A 22,301-nucleotide genomic window follows, 5' to 3' on the forward strand; every position below is an offset into this window, starting at 1 on the left:
TCGATCTCCACGAGAGGGTCAGGGGCGCACGCGGACGCCGATATGGTTGGCGGACGGCCTTTCCCGCCCGGGCACGCCCGTATGGATGGGCGAGTTGAGCACCACCACCTCGCCGTCGCGCCGGGCCGCCAGGGTGGACGAGCCGCCGCCGTCGAGATTGATCGCCTGCTCGGCGCCCAGGGCTCGGAAGATGGCGATGAGCTCGGCGAGGGAGGCGCCTTCGCTGTAGCCCGCCTGCCGTCCGTCGACCACGACCAGCCAGGCCCGCGGCGCGTCGTCGTCCAGGCCGAGCGCCGTGCGCGGGTGGCGGTTCTCGCCATAGGCCTGGCCGAAGGCCTCGAAGCTGCGGGCCTGGCCGTCGGCCAGCAGACGCGGGCCGGCCGAAACCGCATGATCGACCGGTCCGCCGCAGTCCTGCCCGTCGCGGATCGTCACGGCGGCGGCGCGGATGCAGACGATGGCGTTGACGCGTTCATCCTCGTCCGGCTCGACGGGCGAGACCACCTGGCCGAAGGCGATGGCCGCGCCGGACACGTCGGCGCCGTCGCCGGCGTGGGGATAGTAGTCCTCGCCGCCCTTCGAGCCGCCCTTGAAGGGGGTGAAGTAGCTGGCGTTCACCGCTGCGGCGAGGCCGTTGCGGCGGGCGTAGTCGGACGTCGTCTGGGCCACATGCTCACGCCCGCCGGAGGTGTCGCCGGCGGTGAGCTCCAGACGCACCCGCCGCAGGTCCAGCTCCAGGACATGGACCTGCATCGCCGCCGGATCGGTCCGGCTCTCGCGCCAGTAGCGCCCGCCCGGGAACAGGGCTTCCCCGCGGACGCCGGCGTCGGACGGGTGTTGCGCACGCGGCGTCGCGCAGGCCGTCAGGGCAAGCGTCAGGAGACAGACGCCAGCGAGTGTCGACCTGCGGTTCATCGCGCGCGTCCTCATCCTCAGAACTTGGCCGAGGCGCCGATCCAGAACTGGCGGCCGTAGAAGGAGACGTCGCGATAGACGCCGTCGCCCGTCGTATTGACCTTGTTCTCGTCGGTCACGTTGCGCACCTCGGCGATCAGCTCGACGCCGTTCGACAGGGTGTAGCGGGCCTGCATGTCGACGGTGTCGGTCGCCTCGTCGATCCGGTCCGACGCGCCGGTGGCGTCGGTGGAGCTGACCGAGGTGGTCGCCTCGCCGATGCGGGCGTAGCTGGCGCGGGCGCGGAATGGTCCCTGTTCGTAGAAGAGCGCCAGGTTGAACAGGAAGTCCGACTGGCCCTGCAGCATGTCCACCGTGCCGCGCGTCCCGCCGGTGTCGAAGCTGCCGTCCAGGAAGGTGGCGTTGGCCGAGACGCCGAAGTTGGACAGAAGGCCGGGCAGGGGAAGGCTGTTCACCACGGCGTTCAGCTCCAGGCCGTTGACCTCGGCCGTGGTGACGTTGACCGGCTGGGTCACGTCCTCGCCGTTGGGGCCGGCGCCCGGCGTCAGGCGCGTGATGATCTCGTTCTCGATCTCCTTGCGGAAGACGCCCACGGCGAAGAGGCCCTGGTCGCCCGGCAGGTAGTATTCCAGCGAGGCTTCGTAGCTGTCGCCCTTGCGGGCCTGCAGGTCCGGATTGCCGCGGCTGATGGCGCCGGTCGTCTGATTGACGGTCTCGCCGGACGCCAGTTGGCTCGGGTTCGGGCGGCCGATCGCCTGGAAGGCCGCCGCGCGCAGCTTCAGCCGGTCCGTCAGATCATAGGTCAGGGTGATCGAAGGCAGGAAGTCGTCATAGGACCCGTCGCGGGTCACGCGGGTGACGTTGGCGCCCTCGGTGCGGGCCCGCTCGACGGTCGTCTGGGTGTCCTCGAAGCGGCCCCCGAAGATCACGCTGTGACGCTCGCCGGCGTGGCGGGCGAGGGCGTAGAGGGCGCCGACCTGCTCCTCGAACACCCAGTCGGAGGTGACCGCCTCGTTACGGCCGCCGGTGAAGCTCGCCCGGTTCTGCTCAAAGAAGGTGTTGAAGGCGTCGAAGTCGATGAAGAGCTGGTTGAAGTCGGCATAGATCGGCGTGTAGCCGTGGGCGACGTCGAACTGGTCCAGGGTCAGCGGGGCGCCCGTATAGGTCCAGCTCCAGGTGGTGCGATCGTTGTCGCGGGTGATCTCGCGCCACTTGGCGCCCAGGCCGAAGCCCCAGCCGCGATCGCCGGGACCGATGTTGAAGCCGTAGTCGATACCGAATTCCTGGACGTACTCGTCGCTGTCGTCCTCGTAGGGCGAGAAGGTGTTGTTCGCCAGCGCATAGTTGGCCGGGTTGAAGGCCCGCGGATCGATGTTCGAGGCCACCGGCACGCCGTCGCCGTTGAGGGCCAGATCGAAGGCGAGCGCCGGTCCGGTCAGGTTGAACTGGATCTGGTTCGACGGCTCCAGGAAGGTCGCCTCGGAATAGGAGGCGCGGGCTTCCAGGCTCTGGTTGTCGTCGAGATCCCAGTTGGCCTTCCACTGGACGACGGTGAGCGGCTTCTCCAGCGGGAAGTCGTTGAAGCGCACGAAGCTGGCGTTGCCGCCCGTCTGGTTGCGCAGCCGCTGGCTGTGGCGCAGTTCGTTGTCGTCCTGCTTATAGTGGGCGAGCGTCAGCGCCGTGCGCAGGTCGGCCATCGGCTCCCATTCCAGCTTCAGGATGCCGCCATAGCGCGTGATCGTGTTGGGGTAGTTGGACCACAGCAGGTCGGTGGTCCCCAGGGTCGCGACCGGGGTCGGCGTGGCGCTGATCCCGGCCGGAACGGTCTGCGGCAGCAGGCGCTCCTGGTCGCGGTTACGCTCCATGAAGTTGACGCCGAACAGCACGCCGAACTGACCCTCGGCCCCGAAGCGCCTGGAGACCGTGGCGTCCAGGCGGTAGTTCAGGCCGTCGTCGGTGTCGCGGTTGAAGCCTTCCCCGGGAACGGCCTGGGAGTCCGAGGTCCCGATCATGGCCGTGCCGGCGGCGTAGAAGTCGGACACATCGAAGGCCGAGCGGGTGACCAGGTTCAGCGTGCCGCCGATGGCGTTGCCGTCCATGTCGGGCGTGCGCGACTTGGCCACCACCACCTGGCGCACGGCGCCGGAGGGAATGGCCTCCATGTTCAGCTGGCGGTTCTGGCGCTCGGCGGTGGCGAGCGTCGCGCCGTCCATGGCGCCCAGGGTGTAGCTGGGGTTCAGGCCGCGGATGGAGACGTAGCGGCCCTCGTCCTCGTCGAACTGGGTCTGGACGCCGGGCAGGCGGCGCAGGGCGTCGGCGATGTTGTAGTCGGGCTGGGCGCCGATGTCGTCGGCCGACAGGTATTCGGCGACGCGCGCATCCTCGCGCTTTTCTTCGATCGCCTGGGCGTTCTGGGCGCGATAGCCCACGACGACCAGTTCCGAGACTTCGTTGTCGGCGCTCTGGGCCATCGCCGGTCCGGCGATCATGGCGAGCGCCACGGCGCTGGACGACAGCAGCAGGGTCGTGCGGACCCCAATGTTGGAACGCTTCATCTGGAGGACCCCCGTCTCCGTCCGGCGCCTCGTCTGGGGCCGGCTTCCTGACAGGGTCTGCTACGGCCTCGGCGCCTCAGTTCCGCGATGATTCCAAGACGGCTTGTCGGCTGAAGCGTGAAGCTTCCGGGACGGTGGTCGCACTTGTCTAGGAAGCGGGGCGGCGCCGGTCCGCCGCCAGGAGTTCCCGCAGCTTTGCGAGGGCGCCGTCCATGGCCTGGCTCCAGTCGCCGAAACGCTTCGGCGCCACAGGGCGCACGCTGGGCCGCCAGGGATAGCGGTCCTGGCCCAGGGTCAGCCAGGCGCCGGCGCCGCAGAGCATCACGGTCGGCGCGTCGCAGGCGCCGGCGAGTTGCGCCGTGGCGTTGTTGACGGCGACGATTCCCGACAGTGCGGCGCAGAGCGCGGCCAGGTCGTCGATGTCGGCCTTGAGATCGAGCCCCGGCGGCTGCATCAGGGCCCGCCCCGCGATCGCGCTCAGGGCGCCAACTTCCTCGACCTCCGCGCCGTACTGGAGGTTCACCAGGCGGATGCCCTGTTCGCGCAGGACGGGACGCCAGGCTTCCAGCGGCGGATAGTGCCGGCGCCGGTCGCCGCCGAGCTTGCCGCTGCGCCAGCTCAGGCCCACCGCGGGCGGGCCGTCGCCGAGCCAGGCGCGCCAGTGAGCCACCCGCGCCGGGTCGGGCCGCAGGGGAGGCGGCGCTGCGGGAAAGTCGGCGATCCGCCGTCGGAATCGCTGCGGCAGGGAGCCCAGCGTGGTCCACAGTTCGACCGCGCGAGGCGCCGCGAGGTCCGGCGCGCTGCGGCGGAGCCTGCCGTCCCGCGTCTCTGTGTGATGGGCCACGACCTCCGCCTCGGGAAAACTCCGGGCCAGAAGCCGAACCAGCCTGGGCTCCATCGCCAGGCTCAGCCGCCCGTCTGGGCCGAGGGTGGCCAGGAGATCGGGAACGAGGCTGGCGAACAGGATCTCGTCGCCCAGGCCCTGCTCGGCGAAGACGAGCAGCCGCCGGCCCTCCAGGGGCAGGTTCGGCGTCCATCTGCGGCCGGGCGCCTCGAAGCTCACCGGCCGCGGCGCGTGGGGCGACAGTCGGGACTCGTAGCCGGCCCAGCCGGCGGCCAGATCGCCGCGGGCCAGGGCCAGGGTCGCGGCGGCGAAGTCGATCATGGCGGCGTCGGCCGGCCGGCGCGCCAGCTTGCGGGCGGCGGCGAAATCGATCTCGGCGGCCTCATAGCCCTCCAGGTCGAAATGGGCCGAAGCGCGGTTGTAGGCGGCGGTCGCCGAGCGGGGGTCGAGCCGCAGGGCCTCGTCGAAGAAGGGCAGGGCTTCGTCGGCCCGGCCCTGGCGGGTGAGCGTGACGCCCAGGGTGTTCCACAGCCGCGCATCCGCCGGATCGGCCCTGAGGACCGATTGCAGGAGGCTCACGGCCTCGTCGAACCGCCCGAGGACCCCCAGCGCGCGGGCGTGGCCGTCCACGGCTTCGGCGCTCGCCGGGGCCGAGGCCCGGGCCTGGCGCCAGAGCGCTTCGGCGGCTTCGGCCATGTCCAGGCGTTCGGCGACGCCGGCCAGGCTGGCGAGGATCTCAGGGTCGCCCGGCGCCGCAGCCAGCGCCTGCCGATAGGCCTCCAGGGCGCCTGGCAGGTCGCCCTGGCGCTCAAGCCGGCTGCCGCGCGCCTTCAGCGCGTGCAGGACCGGGGCGGCGGGCGGGCGGGACATGCCGGACTCTTGTCGCGATTCGAGCGCGCCGGCCCGCTTCGGCGCCGCGCGCGTCTCAAGGTTAAGCTTTGCTTGAGATGCAGCCCCTAGCGTCAGCCTGCCGCAGGTCGAGCGGGGAACGAGGTGGGGGAATCTGGCCTTGGGTAAGCACCACATCATCGTCGCCACGACCCTGGCGGTCCTCTATGCGGCCAACCTGTGGATCACGAACGTGGTCAGCAACTGGGCCGGCGTCGACACGATCTGGACCGCCAACGCCTTCGTCGTCGCCGCCATTCTGCTGCTGCCCCGCCGCTGGTCGGGCGCATGCCTGGCCGCGGGTTTCGTCATCCAGTGCGCCGTGATCCTCGGCTTCGGGCACCCGGCCTACGGCGCCGTCGGCTATTCCCTGCTCAATGTGGTCGAGGCGATCGCCGTCGTCGGCCTGGCCCGCCGCTTCAACGCCGTACGCCTGACCACGCCCGACCGGTTCGCCCGCCTCATCTTCTACGCCCTGGCGCCGACCCTGGTGGGCGCGACCGTGCTGTTGGGGATCGGCATCCGGCTGATCGAGGGCGAGGTGGCCCTGTCCATGCTCGCCAGCCGTCTCTCGGCCAAGTTCCTCGGCATGGGAATCCTGCTGCCGGCGCTCCTGTTTCTCGGCCAAAGGCGTTTCCGCGCCGCCCTTCCGGCGCCCGCCTGGCAGGTGGTGCTGGGCTTCCTGACCGTCGTCGCCCTGACGGGCCTCGCCTTCTCGCCGCTCGGCGCGATGTCGCTCCTGGCGCTGTTTCCGGCGGTCACGGTGCTCGGCCTGAGGGCCGGCCCCCAGGCGGTGACCTGGTCGGTGGCCATGGCCTGCCTCACCATCCTGGCGGCCGGATTCCTCTGGGGGCAGGCGCCGCTGCTCAGCGGGGCCGGCGGACTGCCGCAGCGGGTGGCCCTGTTCCAGACCTTTTTCGGGCTCGTCTTCGCCACCGGCATCCTCTCGTCGCTGACGGCCACCCACCAGCAGCGGCTGAAGGATCTCATGCAGCGGCGCGCCGTCAGCCATGAACGGGCCCGGCGGCGCGCCGAGGCGGCCTCGGTCGCCAAGACCGACTTCCTGGCCACGATGAGCCACGAAATCCGCACGCCGCTCAATTCCATCATCGGCTTTTCCCAGCTCCTGGAACGCAGCGACGACCTGCCCGGCCATCTGCGCGGCCATGTCTCCCTGGTGCGCCGCTCGGGCGACGCGCTGCTGACCGTCGTCAACGACATCCTCGACTTCTCGAAGGTCGAGGCGGGGCGCATCGAGCTGGACCCCAAGGCCGTGGACCTGCGCAACGTCTGCGGCGACGCCCTGGCCATCGTGGCGGAGGCGGCGGAGGCCAAGGGCCTCTCCCTCGCCCTGCAGACCGAAGGACCGGTCGCCAGCGGCCATGTCTGCGACGATCACAGGCTCTGCCAGGTCCTGCTGAACTATCTGAACAACGCGGTGAAGTTCACCGACGCCGGCCAGATCACCCTCAGTCTCGAGGTCGTTCCCGGCGGGGCGGCCGATCAGGTCCGGATCGCCGTAACCGACACCGGCGTGGGCATTGCGCCCGAGGCGCAGCCCGGCCTCTTCGAGCGGTTCAGCCAGGTCGATTCCTCCGTCAGCCGGACCCACGGCGGCACGGGGCTGGGCCTCGCCATCTGCAAGGGCCTGATCGAGACCATGGGCGGCCGCGTCGGCGTGACCTCGGCGCCGGGCGCGGGGTCCACCTTCTGGCTGGAGCTGAGGCTGCCGCGGGCCGAAGCGGTCCCTGTCCAAGCGCCGCAGGACGGGCGGGGGGGCGCCCTGGCCGCGCGGATCCTGCTCGTCGACGACCACCCGATGAACCGCGAGCTTGGTCAGCTGATGCTGGGGCTGGTGGGGTGCGAGGTGGACCTGGCCTGCGACGGCCGGGAAGCCATCGAAGCCGCCCGCAGCGGCGTCTATGACGCGATCCTGATGGACGTCCACATGCCGGGCGTCGACGGCCTGGCCGCCACCCGGGCCATCCGCGCCATGGACGGGCCGGCGGGCGCCGTGCCGATCATCGCCATGAGCGCCGACGTCCTGCCCGAACAGGTGGCCCGCACCCGTGAGGCCGGCATGGTCGACAGCGTCGGCAAGCCCATCGACCTGGAGACCCTGCAGGCCTGTCTGGCCCGCTGGGTCGGCGCAGACGTCGAGGCGGCCGCCTAAGCGGCCGTCAGCGTCGATCTAAGTCTTTGAAAGAATGGTGGGTGTACAAGGATTCGAACCTTGGACCCGCTGATTAAGAGTCAGCTGCTCTACCAACTGAGCTATACACCCGTCGCGTCAGGCCTCGTATGCGGGGCCTTGGCGAGGGCGCGGAACATAGCCAGATTTCGGCCGATGGCAAGCGGGGGCGCGAAAGAATTATGGCCAGGCGCGATCTGACCGGGGCGGTGGACTTCGCCTATCTGGAATCCTACGCCGCCGGCGACCTCGCCGTCGTCCAGGAGGTGCTGGAGCTCTTCCGCCAGCAGGCCCAGATCTGGCGGCCCCTGATCGCCGAGGGGGGCGAGACCTGGCCGGACGCCGTCCACACGGTCAAGGGAACCGCCCGCGGGATCGGGGCCGGCGCCCTGGCTGCGGCCTGCGAAGCCGCCGAGCGGGAGGGGGAGGGGCGGCTGGCCGATGTGCACTACGCCCTCGACCTCGCCCTCGCCGACGTGGCCGCGTACTTGCACGAGCTGGCGCTTCAGTCCCTCAAGACCCCTTCCAGGGGCTGACCCTCGGGCGTGCGGCTGCGGTCCCAGGAGCCGAACTCATAGGCGATGCAGCGGTCGATCAGGGTGCGCCAGACGGGCTCGGCGATGGCTTCGGACAGGCCGGCCTCGCGGGCGGCGGCGCGGACCTTGGCGACCACGTCCTCGATTCGCGCCTCGTCGCGCACCACGCCGCGGTGCGGCTTGATGCGGGCGGCGGCGTCCATGAAGCCCTGGCGGCGGACCAGCAGGGCGACCAGCGCCCGGTCCAGCGCGTCCACCCCCTGCCGCACCTCGGCCATGGTGGTGCAGTCGGCGGGATCCTTGTGGTCGTCGATCTCAATTCGCATGCGGCGCTCTAAGCTTGGCGGCGCCGGCGATCCTCAGATGCCGGCCCCATTGTCGATGGCGCGAAGGGCGGCCTCGTGGGCCTCGGCCTCGGCCTTGATCCAGGCGACGAACGCCTTGACCTGGGGCAGCCGTCCCTTGGCCTTGGGATGGACGAGGTAATAGGCGAAGTCCACCGCCGTGGCGATCTGTAATGGCGCCACCAGCCGCCCGGCGTCGAGGTCGGCCTGGGCGAGCGTCCGCTTGGCCAGAGCCACGCCGCGGCCGTTGACGGCGGCCTCGATCACCAGGCTGGACTGGTTGAACCGAGGCCCCCGCGCGCCGTCGACATTCTTCAAGCCGCGGGCGGCCAGCCACATGGACCAGTCGGGGCAGGAATCGTCGAGCTCGGGCGAGCCGTCGTGCAGCAGGACGTGGTTCACCAGGTCGGCGGGCTCGGCCAGCGGCTGGCGCGCCAGCAGGTCGGGGCTGGCCACCGGCAGCACCGCCTCGCTCATCAGCCGCGCCACCTCCAGCCCCGGATAGCGGCCGGAGCCGTAGCGGATGGCGAGGTCGACCTCCCCGGCCGTCAGGTCGACGACCTCGATGCCGGCCGACAGCCAGACGTCCACCTGCGGATGGGCCTCTTCGAACTTGCCCAGGCGCGGCACCAGCCATTTGGCGGCGAAGGAGGGGGCGGCGGTGATGGTCAGGCGCCGGCCGTCCACGGCCGCGGTCAGCAGGGAGGCGGCCTCGGCCAGGCGGTCGAAGGCCTCGCGCAGGGCGGGCAGGGCGGTCTGGGCCGCGTCGGTCAGCAGCAGGCCCTTGGGCGTTCGCTTGAAGAGGGCCGCGCCCACATAGTCTTCCAGGTTCTGGATCTGCTGGCTGACCGCGCCGGGCGTCACGGAAAGCTCGTCGGCGGCGCGGCTGAAGTTCAGGTGGCGGGCGGCGGCCTCGAAGGCGCGCAGCGCGTTGAGCGGCGGAAGGCGGCGGCGATCGCCGGTTCGCTCGGCGTTTCGTTCCATGAGAATTCCTGAACCCCCGGGCAGAACTCCTTGGGTTGCGAAGTGGGGCTCATTTCCCCAGTTTGCAAGCATCCGGCGATGTATCGGCCCTTTTCGTCGGCGGATAACCGGTGGGGCGGGCGAAAGTCCGCCCCATCGCCATCCGGGGCCGTGGCGTATAGAGAAGCTAAAACCGATGGCGGGCGAAACGCGACATTCGAAGGCGGGGGCCAAGACCGGCGCCAAGGCGGCTGCAGGGCTGGTGGTCCTGGACGGCGCCGGCGCGCGCCCGGCCGCCGGCCGCGTCTGGCTGGTGGGCGCAGGTCCCGGCGACCCCGAGCTTCTGACCCTCAAGGCGCTGAGGGCGCTGCAGGGCGCGCAGGTCGTCGTCCACGACGGCCTGGTGTCCGACGAGATCCTGGCGCTCGCCCCGGCCGCCGCCCAGCGGATCAGCGTCGCCAAGCGCAAGTCGCGTCATTCCTACGCCCAGGACGAGATCAACCGCATGCTGGTCGCCTTCGCCCTGCAGGGGCTGGAGGTGGTGCGCCTGAAGGGCGGCGACCCCTTCATCTTCGGCCGCGGCGGCGAGGAGCTGGAAGCCTGCCGCGAGGCCGGCGTCGAATGCCTGGTGGTGCCGGGCGTGACGGCGGCCTTGGCGGCCAGCGCCGGCGCCGGCGCGCCGCTCACCCACCGCGGGGCGGCCCAGGCGGTCACCTTCGTCACCGGCCACGCGGCCAAGGGTTCTGAGCCCGATCTCGACTGGGAGAGCCTGGCGCGCCCGAACCAGACCGTGGTCATCTATATGGGCCTGTCCATGGCCCCCGAAATCGCCCGACGGCTGACTCAGGCCGGCCGTTCGCCCGCCACACCGGCCCTTATCGTGGAGAACGCCAGCCGCGCGGACGAACGCAGGCGGACCACCACGCTCGCCGGCCTGGCGGACGCCGCCGCCGAGCTTTCCGGCCCGGCCCTGCTGATCGTCGGCGAGTCCATGGCCCTGGCGCGGGCCGACGCGCCGGCCGAAGTCGAGGTTTTTGCGGCTCGCATCGCCGAGCTGGGAGGCAAGTAGGATGAAAGCTCTGACCGCCAATCGCCTGATCGACGGCGAGGTCGTCTTCTGGAAGGGCGGCAAGTGGGTGGAGCGGTTCGCCGACGCCGACCTCTTCGAGGACGACGCCGCCGGCGAAGCGGCCGAGGCCCACGCCAAGTCGCAGCCGACCGTGGTGATCGACCCCTATCTGATCGAGCTGATGGACGCAGACGGGATCTGGGCGCCGCTGAGCTATCGCGAACGCATCCGCGCGCTCGGCCCCACCAATCATCTGGCCCACGGCAAGCAGGCCGAGGGCGGCGAGGTCGTCGAGGCGCTGCAGCACGCCGCCGGCGCGGCCCGGTCCAGCGGCCGGGTCAACCTGATCAAGCGCAAGTAGGAGAGCGGGGATGTATCAGTACGACACCCTCGACAAGGAGTTCGTCGCCGACCGTTCGCGGGAGTTCCGCGAGCAGGTCGCCCGCCGCCTTTCGGGCGAGCTCAGCGAGGACCAGTTCAAGACGCTGCGCCTGATGAACGGCCTCTATCTGCAGCTGCACGCCTATATGCTGCGGATCGCCGTCCCCTATGGCTCGCTGAACTCGCGCCAACTGCGCAAGCTCGCCTTCATCGGCCGGACCTACGACCGCGGCTACGGCCACTTCACGACGCGCCAGAACCTGCAGTTCCACTGGATCAAGCTGCGCGACGCGCCCGACATCCTCGACCATCTGGCCGAGGTGGACATGCACGCCATCCAGACCAGCGGCAACTGCATCCGCAACGTGACGTCGGATCCCTATGCGGGCGCGACGGCCGAGGAGCTGGACGACCCGCGCGTCTGGTCCGAGGCCATCCGCCAGTGGTCGAGCCTGCACCCGGAATTCTCCTTCCTGCCGCGCAAGTTCAAGATCGCCGTCACCGCCGCGCCCAAGGACCGCACGGCGGCCAAGGTGCACGACATCGGCCTGATGGTCCGCCGCGGCCGCGACGGCCAGCTGGGCTTCGAGGTGATCGTCGGCGGCGGTCTGGGGCGCACGCCCTATGTCGGCCCGACGATCAAGGAGTTCCTGCCCGCCGCGCGCCTCTTCTCCTATCTGGAGGCGATTCTGCGGGTCTATAACCGCCACGGACGGCGGGACAATCTCTACAAGGCCCGGATCAAGATCCTGGTCGCAGCCCTCGGCGCCGACGAGTTCGCCCGCCAGGTCGAGGAGGAGTGGGAGAAGATCGGCCCCGCCGGCGACCTGCCCGACACCGAACTCGCCCGCATCCGCGCCGCCTTCGCGCCGGTGGCTTTCGAGAGCCTGCCGGCGACCTCGGACGCCTTCGAGGCCGCCAGGGCCGCCGATCCCGGCTTTGCGCGATTCGTGCGCAACAACCTGCGGCCGCACAAGAAGCCGGGCTACGCCATCGTCGAGGTCTCGCTGAAGACCGTCGGCGAAACGCCCGGCGACGCCACCTCCGACCAGATGGACGTGATGGCCGACCTCGCCGAGCAGTACGGCCAGGACGATGTGCGGGTGACGCACGAGCAGAACCTCGTCCTGCCGCACATCAAGCTGGACGACGTCCCGGCCGTCTATGAGCGGCTGAAGGCCGCCGGCCTGGCCTCGGCCAACGTCAACCTGATCTCCGACATCATCGCCTGCCCGGGCCTGGACTACTGCGCTCTGGCCAATGCGCGGGCCATCCCGGTCGCCCAGCAGATCGCCGAGACCTTCGCCGACCAGGACAAGGCCGAGGCCATCGGCGAGCTGAAGATCAAGATCAGCGGCTGCATCAACGCCTGCGGCCACCACCACGTCGGCCACATCGGCATTCTGGGCGTCGATAAGAAGGGCGAGGAGTTCTACCAGCTCACCCTGGGCGGCTCGGGCGCCGAAGACGCCGCGGTGGGCAAGATCCTGGGCCCGGCCCTGCCTTACGACAAGGTCGCCGCCGCCATCGACACCCTGGTCGACGTCTATTTGCGGGAACGCAAGGACGGGGAGCGCTTCCTCGACACCTATCGCCGCACCGGCGTCGAACCCTTCAAGGAGGCCGTCTATGCCGACGCTCATTAAGCGCGAAGGCGAGGGCTTCGTCCTCGCCGAAGATCCGTTCACCTCAGTGGCCGACGACGAGATGCTGCCGCAGGGCGACCTGATCATCTCCGTCACCCGCTTCCAGTCCGAGGGCGAGCACCTGCTCTCCGAGGGTCGCGCCGTGGGCGTGCGCCTGGAGCCGGCCGAGGAGGTGGAGGCCCTGGCCTACGACCTGCCCCGCCTGGCTCTGGTCGCGCTGGTCTTCCCCAAGTACCGCGACGGCCGCGGCTACACCTCGGCGCGGCTCCTGCGCGAGCGCTTCGGCTTCAAGGGCGAGATCCGCGCCGTGGGCGAGGTTCTGCGCGAGCAGGCCGGCTTCATGGTCCGCTGCGGGATCGACACCTTCGCCCCGGCCGACGGATCGGGCCCGCAGGACTGGGCTCACGCCGTCGCCCGTCACCGCCACGTCTATCAACGCGCCGCCGACGTCCGCGCGCCGGCCTGGCTGGAGCGCGAAGGAGGGTGAGCATGGCCTACGACCAGACCGATCGGCCGGCGGACCAGCCGGGCCTGGCCGCCCGGCTCGACGCCGAACTGCGCCACGCCGAGCCCGCCGCCATTCTCGAGGCGGCCGTGCGCGCGTTCGGGGACAAGCTGGCCATGGTCTCGTCCTTCGGGGCGGAGTCCGCGGTGCTTCTGCACCTGGCCGCCCAGGTGAAGCCGGACATTCCGGTCCTCTTCCTCGACACCGGCATGCTCTTCGGCCAGACCCTGGACTATCGGAAGAACCTGGCCCAGCGCCTGGGCCTGACCGACGTGCGCGACCTGCGTCCGCACTATCAGGACCTGGCCGTGTCGGACCCGGACGCCAAGCTGTGGCAGACCGACACCGACGCCTGCTGCCACATCCGCAAGGTGCTGCCGCTGGACCGCGCCCTGGCCGATTTCGACGCCTGGATCACCGGCCGCAAGCGGTTCCATGGCGGGGACCGCCTGTCCCTGCCGGTGGTCGAGGCGGCCGAGCACCAGGTGAAGTTCAATCCCCTGGCCAACTGGACCAAGGACGACCTGGACGCCTATGCGGCGAAGCACGCCCTGCCGGCCCATCCGCTGGTCGCCCAGGGTTTCCCCTCCATCGGCTGCTGGCCGTGCACCTCGCCGGTGGAAGAGGGCGAAGATGTGCGTGCGGGCCGTTGGAAGGGCTCGCAAAAGAGCGAATGCGGCATACATCTGACGCGGGCGCCCGGCGTCGGCGTCGCAGGGTCGCCGGCCAATGTCGGCGGCGACATCTGACCCGCGCGAACGCAAAGAGTAGACCTGATCATGACTGACGTGACCGTGGCCGCGCCGGCCAAGAAGGCGTCCGGCGCCTTCAACCTCGAGACCGTGACCTGGGTCCAGCACTGGACCGACAGTCTGTTCTCCTTCCGCACCACCCGCGATCCGGGCCTGCGCTTCCAGAGCGGCCAGTTCGTGATGGTGGGGCTGGAGGTGGACGGCAAGCCGCTGGTCCGCGCCTATTCCATCGCCAGCCCGGCCTGGCACGAGGAGCTGGAGTTCTACTCCATCAAGGTGCCGGATGGTCCGCTGACCTCGCGCCTGCAGAAGATCAAGGTCGGCGATCAGGTTCTGGTCGGGCGCAAGCCCACCGGCACGCTCGTGCTGGACGGCCTGCGGCCGGGCAAGCGGCTCTACATGATCGGCACCGGCACGGGTCTGGCGCCCTGGCTGTCGCTGGCCCGCGACCCGGAAGTCTATGAGCGCTTCGACGAGGTGATCGTCACCCATACGGTCCGCGAGATCGCCGACCTGAACTACCGCGAGCTGTTCGAGGAAGAACTGCCCAAGGACGAGATCCTGTCGGAAGTGATCGGCGGCAAGCTCCGCTACTATCCGACGGTGACGCGGGAGCCGTTCAAGACCCAAGGGCGGATCACCGACCTGATCGCCTCGGGCAAGATCTTCGAGGACCTCGGCGTGCCGCCGCTGGACCCGGCGGTGGACCGCCTGATGCTCTGCGGCGGCCCCTCCGTCCTGGCCGATCTCAAGGCCATGCTGGTGGAGCGGGGCTACGAAGAGGGCTCGATCGCCAGCCCCGGCGACTTCGTCCTGGAAAAGGCCTTCGTCGAGACCTGATCGGCGCCTCTCGCGGGCGCGCAAACAAGAACGGCCGGGCGCACGCCCGGCCGTTTCTGATTCTGACGCAGGAGAGGGCCTTACTCGGCCGGCGGGCAGCCCTTGAACTGGCCGACCTTGGTCACGGTCAGCTCCGACAGGTTCAGCGGCATCATCGGCTTCATGGACGAACGGCCGGCGCCGGTGAACAGGTCGATCTTCTCGCCCTTGATCGCGCCGCCCACGTCGGAGGCGTACCAGTAGCCGTCGTGCGTGCCGCCGTCGGGCAGGGGCATGCCGACCGTTTCCTGGATGAAAAGGATCGTTCTGCGCGGAATGACGTTCTTGTCGATGGCGGCGGTGCGCATCGCCACGACCTTGCAGCCCAGCGAGTCGAGCGCGCCCACACCCGCCGCGCCGGCGTGATAGAGCGTCGCCTTGAGCTTGTAGGCCGGGGTCCCGAGCGGAGAACCGGTCAGGGCCGAGACGATCAGATCGCCGATGGGATCGGTGGCCGCCGCCTGCGAACTCGAGGCGAGGGCCAGCATGGGAAGCGCCGCCAGGGCGGCGAGGGTGCGTCGCATCGCGGCGTCATCCTGCGTCGTGGGTCTGGTGTGTCCGTCCTCTAACCGGGCGATCGGCGTTCGACAACCCGTTCAATTTAGGCCTTCTTGGGGCGCCCGCAGACGAACTGTCTTGGCGGCGGCGCTGCTTCCGCTAGAGGCGTGACGGCATCAATCGGAGGCGATCATGGTCCTGCGCATCTTCGGCGATTCGATTTCCGGCAACTGCCTGAAGGTGAAGTGGGTCGCCGACCACCTCGGCCTCGACTACGAGTGGATCGAAATCGACATCCTCAAGGGCGAGACCCGAACGGCGGATTTCCTGGCCATGAATCCGGCCGGCCAGGTCCCCGCCGTGGTCCTTCCGGACGGCCGGCCCCTGGCCCAGTCCAACGCCATCATCCTGCATCTGGCGGAGGGATCCGACCTGGTCCCGGCCGACGCCTATGAGCGGGCCAGGATGCTCGAATGGATGTTCTGGGAGCAGTACAGCCACGAGCCCTATGTGGCCGTGGCCCGCTTCCTGGTCCGCTACCAGGGCCGCTCGCCCGAGGAACTCGAGGCCAGGCTGGTCGAGCGCGGCTACGGCGCCCTTCAGCGGCTGGAGGACGGCCTGGCGGGCCGCGACTTCCTGGCCAGTTCCGGCGTCAGCCTCGCCGACGTCGCGCTCGTGGCCTATACCCGCTGGGCGGGCGAGGGCGGGTTCGACCTTGCCCGCTATCCCAGGGTTCAGGCGTGGGTCGCGCGCGTGGAGACGGCGCTGGCCATCACGGACTAGGAGTTCGGTTCAGATGCGGATCATCCGGCTATCCCTCGCAGCGGCGCTCAGCCTCGCCCTGCCGGCCCAGGCGCTCGCCTGGGGCGGTCACGGCCACCGGATCGTCGGCGTGGCGGCGATGGAGGCCCTGCCGGAGGAAGTCCCGGCCTTCCTGCGCGATCCGACCGTCATCGCCGACGTGGGCGAGTTGTCGCGGGAGCCGGACCGCTCCAAGGGCGCCGGCAAGATCCACGACAGCAATCGCGATCCGGGCCACTTCGTCGATCTGGACGACGCCCGCCGCGTCATGGGCGGCCCCGTGTTCCAGGCGCCGCTGCCGCCGACTCGCGCCGATTACGAGACCGGCCTGCGCGCCGCCGGCACGGACAGCTGGAAGGCCGGCTATCTGCAGTACTCCATCGTCGAGGAGTACCAGCAGCTGACGCTCGACTTCGCCTATTGGCGGGTGCTGAAGGCGGCCGAGAAGCACGCCGCCGATCCCGGCCGGCGCGCCTGGTTCGCCGAGGACCGCGCGCGGCGCGAGGCGCTTCTGAAGCGCACCCTCGGCTATCTCTCGCATTTCGTCGCGGACGGCTCGCAGCCGCTGCACGTCTCGGTGCACTACAATGGCTGGGGCGACTATCCGAACCCGAAGGGCTACACGACCGCCCGCATCCACGGCCCGTTCGAGAGCGAATTCACCCGCGCCAACGTCACCTTGCCGGGGCTGAAGGCGCAGATGCGTCCGTTCGAGAGCTGCGGCTGCCCCGTCGAAGAGCGTACGGTGGACTACATCCTGACGACCTTCGAACAGATCGAGCCGCTCTACGCCCTGGAGAAGGCGGGCGGCCTGGAGGCGGCCGATCCCCGCGGCGTCGCCTTCGCGACCGAGCGGGCCGCGGCCGGCGCTTCGGAGCTGCGTGACCTGATCGTCGAGGCCTGGCGCGACAGCGCCGATTCCCAGGTCGGCTGGAAGCCGGTGAAGGTGTCCGACGTGGAGGCCGGCCGGGTCGATCCCTTCGACGCCCTCTACTCGGTCGACTGATGGCCGCCGCCGTTCCGCAGTTCGGCGAGCCCAAGCCGGGCCTGGCCTATCCCGATCGGCCGGTGGCGTTCGGCGTCGCCGAGCGGGCGGGGCTGATCGCACTCGTTCATGTCGACCCTCCGGAGGGGCCGCCGCGCATCGACCTCCCCGGCGGCGGCATCGATCCGGGGGAGAGCGCCGGCGAGGCCATGGCCCGGGAATTCCTGGAGGAGAGCGGCCTGGTGGTGCGCGCCCGCGCCGAACTGGTCCGCGCCGACCACTACTTCGAGAACGGCAAGGGCGAGCGTTTCAACACCCGTGGCGTCTTCTTCGCAGCCGAGGTGCTGGAGGAGCGGCCGGAGGCTAAGGTCGAGGCCGACCACGAGCTGATGTGGCGCGAGCCTCACGAGGCTCTGCGCCTGCTCAGCCGCGACAGCCACGTCTGGGCCCTGGTGAACTGGCTGCGACGCTGAGCGTCCGCCTCATCGCCTCCGTTGCCTCGCGGGCGGGCAGGGGCTAGTGGCAGGCGCTCCAGACCGGAGTCGCCAGGAGCCGCCATGTCCGAAGCCCAGATCATCGACGGCAAGGTCTTTTCCGAGCGCGTCCGCGCCGAGGTGGCCCAGGAGGTCGCCCGCCTGCGCGCCGAGCACGACCTGCAGCCGGGTCTGGCGGTGATCCTGGTGGGCGAGGATCCGGCGAGCCAGGTCTATGTCCGTTCCAAGGGCGAGCAGTCGCTGGCCGCAGGCATGCACTCGGTGACCCACCGCCTGCCGGCCGACACCAGCCTCGACGAGCTCCTGCTGCTGATCGCCGGCCTGAACGAGGACTCGCGCATCCACGGCATCCTGCTGCAGCTGCCTCTGCCGGCCCACCTCGATCAGCGGCCGGCGCTGGCGGCCATCCATCCGGACAAGGACGTGGACGGGCTGCATGTGGTCAACGCCGGACGCCTGGCCAATGGCGAGCCGGGCATGGTGCCCTGCACGCCGCTCGGCTGCATGATCATGCTGCGCGAGAGCCTGGGCGACCTGTCGGGCAAGAACGCGGTCGTGGTCGGGCGCTCGGTCCTTGTGGGCCGGCCGGTGGCCAACCTGCTGCTGCAGGCCGACTGCACCGTCACCATCGCCCATTCGCGCACCCGCGACCTGCCCGAAGTCTGCCGCCAGGCCGACATCCTGGTGGCCGCCGTCGGCCGGCCGCAGATGATCAAGGGGGACTGGATCAAGCCGGGCGCCGCGGTCATCGACGTCGGCATCAACCGGGTGCCGTTCAGCGATCCGGAAAAGGCCGCCCAGGGCAAGACCAAGCTGGTCGGCGACGTCGACTACAAGGCCGCCCGCAAGGTGGCCGGCTGGATCACGCCGGTGCCCGGCGGGGTCGGGCTGATGACCGTCGCCTGCCTGCTGCAGAACACGGTCACCGCCGCCAAGCGGTTGAACGGCCTGGACTAGGACGCCGGAGCGGCGGTCCGGTTCGTCCAGTCGACGAGTTCGGTCAGGACCTCCGCGGTCGCCTCATCGAAGGCCTCGACGATTTCGCTGACCCGATTGTCGTCGGCCCGGACGCGCGCCTCGAAGGTCTGTTCGCCCACGAAGCTGCGGTCGTTGCGGCTGACCAGGATCGCCTGCACCCGGACGATGATTTCCGGCGGCGCCTTCTGGCCGTTGTCGTAGTTCGCCTCGAAACGCCGGACGTCGAGGCGCAGCGTCCGCTCCGATTGGCGCAGGCCGCCGCGGCCGACCAGACGCGCAGGGCCGGGATTGGCGTCGAAAGCCCGCTCCACAGCCTCCTGGAACAGCACCTCGGCCGGCGCCACCCAGCGGGCGTTGGCGATATAGGCGGCCTCCGTCCCTGTCGTGGTGAGGAGGCGGTCGCCGCTGCTCGCCTCGGTGAAGCCGCTGCTCGGCAGGAAGACGCCGAAGGTGGTGCCCGCCCGCGCCGTGGCGCGCTCGCCCTGCAAGGCGCCCTCGAACCTGTAGAGCTGGGACGGATCGGCGTCCGGGAACACCGAAATGCAGCCCGCCAGCAGGCTGGCGGCCCCGGCGACGGCCGTCAGGCGCAGAAGTTGGCGGGCGATCATGGCTGCACCTCGATTTCCTTGGCGGGGCCCTTGCCGACAACGCCTCGCGGATTGGTGTTCACCTCGTCGGCCAGGCGCGACAGGGAGGTGGCGGCCTCCTGCAGCGCCGTCGCAGCGTTGGCGATCTGCGGCAGGCCATTGGTGGCGAAGTCGGCGGTGGGGCCTTCCAGGCTCGCCAGCATCTTGCGCAGGTCGGCTGCGGCCGCCTCGGCCTCGGAAGCGGCGTCGCTCAGGCTGGCCATGGCCTGACGTCCGTCGGTGTCGACGATGGTGTTGGTGGACTCGGCCAGGGCGCGGATCTCCTCGGCCGCCGCGCCGATGTTCTGCAGAGCCGTCTGGGCGTCGGCGATGATCTCCTTGCGCTCGCGCAGTTCGGCCGTAACCGCCTGAGCGTCGGAGACGGCCGCGCTGAAGGTCTGGATATTCTCGTCGGAGAGCACGCGGTTGACGCGATCCAAGGCCTCCACGGTGCGGGAAAGGACCGTGCCGCCGCCTTCGAGCAGGTCGGAGAGGGTGCTCCGCTGGCTCTGGATGATGGGGATCTTGCCCTCCGGGGCGACCTCCTTGAGCAGAGGCTTGGTCGGCGTGCCGGCGGTGATCTGCACATAGTTGAGGCCGGTGATCCCCTGGGGCTCCAGGGTGGCGTAGGAATCCACGCGGATCGGCACGTCGGAACCGACGCGGACGCGCGCCAGGACCCGGCTGGGATTGGTCCGGTCGAGCGAGATCTCGGTCACCTCGCCCACCTTGATGCCGTTGAAGTGCACCTCGCCGCCCTCGGTCAGGCCCCGGACGGGGCCCTGGAAGAGGATGTCGTAGACGTCGAAGTCCCGGGCGAAGGCCACCCGCGCCAGCCAGACGCTGAAGATCACAAGGCCGATGAACAGGATCAGCGTCGAGAGCCCCACGAGGGCGTAGTTGGCGTTCTTCTCCATGGTCAGGCCTCGCTCGGCGTGCGCGCGGTTCTCGCCGCGGCCCGCCCTCTCGGTCCCAGGAAATACTCCCGGATCCAGGGATGTTCCGATCGCTCCAGTTCGGCGACCGGAGCCTGGGCGACAACCTTCTTGTCGGCGATCACGGCCACCCGGTCGGTGATGGCGTACAGGCTGTCGAGGTCGTGGGTGATCATGAACACGGTCAGGTGAAGGCTGTCGGACAGGTCGCGGATGAGCTCGTCGAAGGCGCCGGCGCCGATCGGGTCCAGCCCGGCGGTGGGCTCGTCGAGGAAGAGGAGTTCGGGGTCCAGCGCAAGCGCCCGGGCCAGGGCCGCGCGCTTTCGCATCCCGCCGGAGAGCTCCGCAGGCTTCAGGGCGCCGGCGTCGGGCCGCAAGCCCACCAGGGCGATCTTCAGGTCCGCCAGCTCCTCCATCTCCTTGGGCGTCAGGCTCGTATGCTCGCGCATCGGCGCTTCGACGTTTTCCCGCACGGTCAGGTTGGAGAACAGGGCGCCGCTCTGGAACAGCACGCCCCAGCGGCGCTCGAGCTGCTCGGCGCCGCGCCCCGTGGCTTCGGTGACGTCCTGGCCGAAGACCCGGACGCTTCCGCCCTCGGGCTCCTTCAGGCCGATGATGGTGTTGAGCAGCACCGACTTGCCCGAGCCCGAGCCGCCGACCAGGCCGACGATCTCGCCCTGGCGGACGGTCAGCTCGAGGTCGTCGTGGACCACGTGGTCGCCGAACTGGGACCTCAGGCCGCGCACCTCGATGACGGGGGTTTCCTGCGCCTGGCCCGTCAAATGTCCAGCTCCATGTAGAGGAGGGCGAAGGCCGCATCGATCATGATGATGGCGAAGATGGCGTGGACCACGGCGGCGGTGACGCGCCGGCCCAGGGATTCGACGTCGCCGCCGACCTCCATGCCCTGGCGGCAGCCGACGCCGGCGATCACCGCGGCCATGACGGGCGCCTTCGAAAGGCCGACCCAGAAGTGGGTGGGCCCGACATATTCCAGGATCCGCTGGAAGAAGAAGTTCGGCCCGATGTCGAGGACGCTCCAGGTTACCGCCAGGCCGCCCACCAGCCCCGCCAGCGTGGCCACGAAGGTGAGCAGCGGAATGGTCACCAGAAGGGCCATGAAGCGGGGAAAGACCAGGGCCTCGAAGGGATCGACGCCCAGCACGCGCATGGCGTCGACCTCCTGGTTCATCTTCATCGAGCCGATCTCGGCGGCGAAGGCCGAGGCGGAGCGGCCCGCCAGCAGGATGGCCGTGATGAGGATGTTGAACTCGCGCAGGACCGCGATGCCGATCAGCTCGACGGCGAAGACCTGAGCCCCGAACTCCCGCAGCATGTTGGCGCCGAGCAGGCCGACGACGGCGCCGATGAAGAAGGAGGTCGTCGCCACGATGGGAATGGCGTCGAGACCCGCGCGTTCGGCCAGGGAGAAGACGGACGCCCAGCGGATCCGCGCCGGATTGACCAGGCTCTTGCCGAAGACGATCAGCAGGTGGCCGGCGAAGACCAGGGTGTCGAAGGCGTCGTAGCCGGTGCTCACCACGCCCTTGCCGATCCGCACCGTCATCTCGTGCCAGCCGCGAGGCTCGCGCTTGACCTTGGGCTTCTTGCGCGCGGCCTCGGTCACGAGGCCGATCAGGCGTTCGGATTCGGGCCGGGCCGTCACCTGCTCGGGGTCGAACCCGTCGCCGGCCGCCCGGACCAGGGCGAAGGCGCCGGCGGTGTCGAGCCGCTCCACGCCCGTCAGGTCGAAGCGCTGCGCCGGTTCGCGCTCGAGCATCTGGCGCAGCCGCCGGCCGGTCCCGCCCAGGGCCTGGAGGGTCCAGTCGCCGGTCAGGCGGACGGTCCGCTCAGCGCCGTCGCCGACGATCTCGAATTCGGCGGCGCTTTGGTCCTGTGCGGTGGCGGTACGGATGACCCGGCTCCATTTCAACGGCGGCCAGACTCGCCGCTGCGCCAGACCCTAGCAGAGGGCGCGTCTGGGCCGAACGCCTTATGGCGCAGGTTGTTCCGTCCACAGCTTCGGCCCCGAAATGGGAAGCTTAACAATGGTCTAGCCTCGCTTTCGCCCGATTTGACCGTGTAGAGAGAGGTCTCCGCGACGGGCGCGGACACAGCAAGTGCGTACAACAGGCTGGGAGCGTGCGTTTGGCCCGCCAACTCGATCTCGTCGGCAAGTCCGGAACCGTCTACCGCTACACCACCGTGGAGGAGGATCGGATCCTCCCAACCTCGGGCGCCAACTATGTCATCGCCGGTTTCGGCGAGGACGGCGAGACCCGCATATTCTATGCCGGGGAGACCGAAAGCGTGATCAACGCCGACTGGCGCGATCCGCTGGAGACGGCCCGCCAGCACTGGTCGAACGCGGAGATGCTCCTGCGGCTCAACGTGCTCCGCGCCATCCGCGAGGCCGAACAGAACGATCTGGTGGAAGCCTATCGGCCGCCGCTGAATCCCGAGCCCAGCCGCCGCACGGAAGGCGAGGACAGCCTGGCGTCGCCGGAAGCCTGAGG

The 22,301-nt window shown here is 69.9% G+C and carries 23 protein-coding genes and 1 tRNA gene; 13 read left to right on the plus strand and 11 right to left on the minus strand.

Annotation, left to right across the window (positions count from 1 at the left end; genetic code table 11):
- Positions 1–18: 18 nt before the first annotated feature.
- From H2041_RS09090 to H2041_RS09100, 3 genes are all read right to left on the minus strand, one after another.
- On the minus strand, positions 19–915 hold the full coding sequence (locus tag H2041_RS09090; protein ID WP_293411826.1) for a phosphodiester glycosidase family protein: 897 nt from the start codon (positions 913–915) through the stop codon (positions 19–21).
- 17 nt (positions 916–932) lie between these two features.
- Positions 933–3,470, minus strand: coding sequence for a TonB-dependent receptor (locus tag H2041_RS09095; protein WP_293411827.1), 2,538 nt, complete (start codon positions 3,468–3,470; stop codon positions 933–935).
- A gap of 148 nt (positions 3,471–3,618) precedes the next feature.
- Positions 3,619–5,184 (minus strand): tetratricopeptide repeat protein, encoded by a 1,566-nt coding sequence (locus tag H2041_RS09100; protein WP_293411828.1) that lies wholly within the window; start codon positions 5,182–5,184, stop codon positions 3,619–3,621.
- 139 nt (positions 5,185–5,323) lie between these two features.
- Between H2041_RS09100 and H2041_RS09105 the strand changes: the two genes are divergently transcribed.
- Complete coding sequence (locus H2041_RS09105) at positions 5,324–7,375, plus strand: ATP-binding protein (RefSeq protein WP_293411829.1); 2,052 nt, start codon at positions 5,324–5,326, stop codon at positions 7,373–7,375.
- A 35-nt stretch (positions 7,376–7,410) separates the two neighbouring features.
- On the opposite strand, the gene H2041_RS09110 is transcribed toward H2041_RS09105, so the two are convergent.
- Positions 7,411–7,486: transfer RNA gene (locus H2041_RS09110), tRNA-Lys, on the minus strand.
- Between the two features lie 89 nt (positions 7,487–7,575).
- Between H2041_RS09110 and H2041_RS09115 the strand changes: the two genes are divergently transcribed.
- On the plus strand, positions 7,576–7,929 hold the full coding sequence (locus H2041_RS09115; protein ID WP_293411830.1) for an Hpt domain-containing protein: 354 nt from the start codon (positions 7,576–7,578) through the stop codon (positions 7,927–7,929).
- Here H2041_RS09115 and H2041_RS09120 read toward each other — a convergent pair.
- Entirely contained in the window at positions 7,899–8,255 is a 357-nt protein-coding gene (locus tag H2041_RS09120; protein ID WP_293411831.1) for a chorismate mutase, read from the minus strand. The genes H2041_RS09115 and H2041_RS09120 overlap by 31 nt on opposite strands.
- 33 nt (positions 8,256–8,288) lie before the next feature.
- Positions 8,289–9,257: a transcriptional regulator GcvA gene (gene gcvA / locus H2041_RS09125; protein WP_293411832.1), complete on the minus strand. Its 969-nt coding sequence runs from the start codon at positions 9,255–9,257 to the stop codon at positions 8,289–8,291.
- A gap of 175 nt (positions 9,258–9,432) precedes the next feature.
- On the opposite strand from gcvA, the gene cobA reads away from it, so the two are divergent.
- The 6 genes from cobA to H2041_RS09155 are packed head-to-tail and all read left to right on the plus strand — an operon-like array spanning position 9,433 to position 14,429.
- Entirely contained in the window at positions 9,433–10,305 is an 873-nt protein-coding gene (gene cobA / locus H2041_RS09130; protein ID WP_293411833.1) for a uroporphyrinogen-III C-methyltransferase, read from the plus strand.
- A 1-nt stretch (position 10,306) separates the two neighbouring features.
- The gene (locus H2041_RS09135; protein WP_293411834.1) at positions 10,307–10,666 is read left to right on the plus strand and encodes a DUF2849 domain-containing protein; all 360 of its coding nucleotides are present in this window, start codon (positions 10,307–10,309) and stop codon (positions 10,664–10,666) included.
- Positions 10,667–10,676: 10 nt separating this feature from the next.
- Entirely contained in the window at positions 10,677–12,332 is a 1,656-nt protein-coding gene (locus H2041_RS09140; RefSeq protein ID WP_293411835.1) for a nitrite/sulfite reductase, read from the plus strand.
- Positions 12,316–12,819: a DUF934 domain-containing protein gene (locus tag H2041_RS09145; protein ID WP_293411836.1), complete on the plus strand. Its 504-nt coding sequence runs from the start codon at positions 12,316–12,318 to the stop codon at positions 12,817–12,819. The genes H2041_RS09140 and H2041_RS09145 overlap by 17 nt, the downstream gene beginning before the upstream one ends.
- Positions 12,820–12,821: 2 nt before the next feature.
- Positions 12,822–13,586, plus strand: a complete 765-nt coding sequence (locus H2041_RS09150) for a phosphoadenylyl-sulfate reductase (protein ID WP_293411837.1) — start codon at positions 12,822–12,824, stop codon at positions 13,584–13,586.
- A 30-nt stretch (positions 13,587–13,616) separates the two neighbouring features.
- On the plus strand, positions 13,617–14,429 hold the full coding sequence (locus H2041_RS09155; protein WP_293411838.1) for a ferredoxin--NADP reductase: 813 nt from the start codon (positions 13,617–13,619) through the stop codon (positions 14,427–14,429).
- An 80-nt stretch (positions 14,430–14,509) separates the two neighbouring features.
- Here the strand turns inward: H2041_RS09155 and H2041_RS09160 are convergent, their stop codons facing one another.
- Positions 14,510–14,992: a 3D domain-containing protein gene (locus H2041_RS09160; RefSeq protein ID WP_293411839.1), complete on the minus strand. Its 483-nt coding sequence runs from the start codon at positions 14,990–14,992 to the stop codon at positions 14,510–14,512.
- Between the two features lie 166 nt (positions 14,993–15,158).
- On the opposite strand from H2041_RS09160, the gene H2041_RS09165 reads away from it, so the two are divergent.
- From H2041_RS09165 to folD, 4 genes are all read left to right on the plus strand, one after another.
- Positions 15,159–15,749, plus strand: coding sequence for a glutathione S-transferase family protein (locus tag H2041_RS09165; protein ID WP_293411840.1), 591 nt, complete (start codon positions 15,159–15,161; stop codon positions 15,747–15,749).
- 13 nt (positions 15,750–15,762) lie between these two features.
- Complete coding sequence (locus H2041_RS09170) at positions 15,763–16,773, plus strand: S1/P1 Nuclease (protein WP_293411841.1); 1,011 nt, start codon at positions 15,763–15,765, stop codon at positions 16,771–16,773.
- Positions 16,773–17,225 (plus strand): NUDIX domain-containing protein, encoded by a 453-nt coding sequence (locus H2041_RS09175; RefSeq protein ID WP_293411842.1) that lies wholly within the window; start codon positions 16,773–16,775, stop codon positions 17,223–17,225. Before H2041_RS09170 ends, H2041_RS09175 begins: the two co-directional genes overlap by 1 nt.
- Positions 17,226–17,309: 84 nt before the next feature.
- Complete coding sequence (folD, locus tag H2041_RS09180; protein ID WP_293411843.1) at positions 17,310–18,203, plus strand: bifunctional methylenetetrahydrofolate dehydrogenase/methenyltetrahydrofolate cyclohydrolase FolD; 894 nt, start codon at positions 17,310–17,312, stop codon at positions 18,201–18,203.
- Here folD and H2041_RS09185 read toward each other — a convergent pair.
- Genes H2041_RS09185 through H2041_RS09200 form a run of 4 tightly spaced genes read right to left on the minus strand, consistent with a single transcriptional unit; the run spans position 18,200 to position 21,655 of the window.
- On the minus strand, positions 18,200–18,832 hold the full coding sequence (locus H2041_RS09185; protein WP_293411844.1) for an ABC-type transport auxiliary lipoprotein family protein: 633 nt from the start codon (positions 18,830–18,832) through the stop codon (positions 18,200–18,202). The genes folD and H2041_RS09185 overlap by 4 nt on opposite strands.
- Complete coding sequence (locus H2041_RS09190; RefSeq protein ID WP_293411845.1) at positions 18,829–19,767, minus strand: MlaD family protein; 939 nt, start codon at positions 19,765–19,767, stop codon at positions 18,829–18,831. The genes H2041_RS09185 and H2041_RS09190 overlap by 4 nt, the downstream gene beginning before the upstream one ends.
- A gap of 2 nt (positions 19,768–19,769) precedes the next feature.
- Positions 19,770–20,567, minus strand: a complete 798-nt coding sequence (locus tag H2041_RS09195) for an ABC transporter ATP-binding protein (protein ID WP_293411846.1) — start codon at positions 20,565–20,567, stop codon at positions 19,770–19,772.
- On the minus strand, positions 20,564–21,655 hold the full coding sequence (locus tag H2041_RS09200; protein ID WP_293411998.1) for an ABC transporter permease: 1,092 nt from the start codon (positions 21,653–21,655) through the stop codon (positions 20,564–20,566). Before H2041_RS09200 ends, H2041_RS09195 begins: the two co-directional genes overlap by 4 nt.
- 278 nt (positions 21,656–21,933) lie before the next feature.
- Here H2041_RS09200 and H2041_RS09205 point away from each other — a divergent pair, with 278 nt between their 5' ends.
- On the plus strand, positions 21,934–22,299 hold the full coding sequence (locus H2041_RS09205; RefSeq protein ID WP_293411847.1) for a hypothetical protein: 366 nt from the start codon (positions 21,934–21,936) through the stop codon (positions 22,297–22,299).
- Positions 22,300–22,301: the final 2 nt, after the last annotated feature.

This window comes from Phenylobacterium sp. (genome assembly GCF_013911965.1).
In the GTDB taxonomy this organism is placed as follows: domain Bacteria; phylum Pseudomonadota; class Alphaproteobacteria; order Caulobacterales; family Caulobacteraceae; genus Phenylobacterium.